The 1160-nt window shown below is 60.3% G+C and carries 1 protein-coding gene; it reads right to left on the bottom strand.

Annotation, left to right across the window (positions count from 1 at the left end; genetic code table 11):
- Positions 1-13: 13 nt before the first annotated feature.
- Positions 14-1078: an IS630 family transposase gene (locus tag ACJH6H_RS29760; protein ID WP_061005170.1), complete on the bottom strand. Its 1065-nt coding sequence runs from the start codon at positions 1076-1078 to the stop codon at positions 14-16.
- Between the last annotated feature and the right edge of the window lie 82 nt (positions 1079-1160).

The following is a 1160-nucleotide window of genomic DNA, read 5'->3' as shown; positions in this document are numbered from 1 at the left end:
CTAGTGGTCCGTCTCAGTTTTGATTGACTACTTGTTGGAGTTTGGTGCGTGCGCGTCGGACTTTGGCCAGGATCGACTCGGCGGTGGCCGTCCAGACGTAGGGCGTGGGATCGGCGTTGTGCGCGTTGAGGTATGACTCGATGCTGGCGATCAGTTCGGGGACACTGGCGAAGATTCCGCGTCGCAGGTTCTTGTCGGTCAGGTCGCGGAACCACCGTTCGACCTGGTTGAGCCATGACGACGAGGTTGGGGTGAAATGGAAGTGAAACCGCTTGTGCCGCTTCATCCATTTCTGAACTGCAGCGTGCTTGTGGGTGGCGTAGTTATCCAGGATCAGATGCACCTGTAGCCCTTCAGGTACCTCGCGGTCGATGGTGCCCAGGAACTTGATGAACTCTGTGTGGCGGTGTCGGGCCAGACACTGCCCGATCACCGTGCCGGTCAGCACGTCGAGGGCAGCGAACAAGGTGGTCGTGCCATTGCGTTTGTAGTCGTGGGTCATGGTGGCCGCCCGGCCCGGCACCATCGGCAGTGATGCCTGGGTCCGGTCCAAAGCCTGAATCTGGGACTTCTCGTCCATACACAACACGATGGCCTGCTCGGGCGGATTCAGATACAAGCCGACCACGTCGATGAGTTTCTCCTCAAACAACGGATCATTGGACACTTTGAAGGTGTCGATCCGGTGCGGCCGCAACCCGAGACCTGACCAAATCCGTTGCACCGTGGCCGAACTGACCCCGACGTGCTTGGCCATGGTGCGACACGACCAATGCGTGGCACCTTCTGGAGTCGTCGTGGTGGTCAACCGCACGATCTCGGCGATCGTGTCCTCGGAAATGGAGGGCTTGCGGCCCCGACCTTCCCGGATCTTGTCCAACCCGGCGAGCCCCTGCTCACCGAAACGCTGACGCCAGGCCCGCACCGTCACCGGCGTCACCCCGACCTCCTCAGCAATCCGGGTGTTTGCCTCACCATCGGCGGCCATCAGCAACACTCTCGCGCGCAACACCTGCTGATGCGGTGCCGACCGAGCCCGTGCCAGCGTTTCCAACGTCTCACGCTCGCCCGAGGTCATCGGTAAAGCTGCCGCAGGTGATGCACTCACCCCTACAGAATACCGAACATATAACTATTTATTTACGAGACACACCACTAGC

The organism is Mycobacterium sp. SMC-21 (assembly GCF_045310825.1).
Classification (GTDB): Bacteria; Actinomycetota; Actinomycetes; order Mycobacteriales; family Mycobacteriaceae; genus Mycobacterium.
Note: the sequence above shows the minus strand (reverse complement) of the source record. Positions and strands in the feature narration are given on the sequence as shown.

Coding starts and splice junctions, on each gene's coding strand:
- ACJH6H_RS29760 (WP_061005170.1), bottom strand. CDS start 1,078: ATGACCTCGGGCGAGCGTGAGACGTTGGAAACGCTGGCACGGGCTCGG.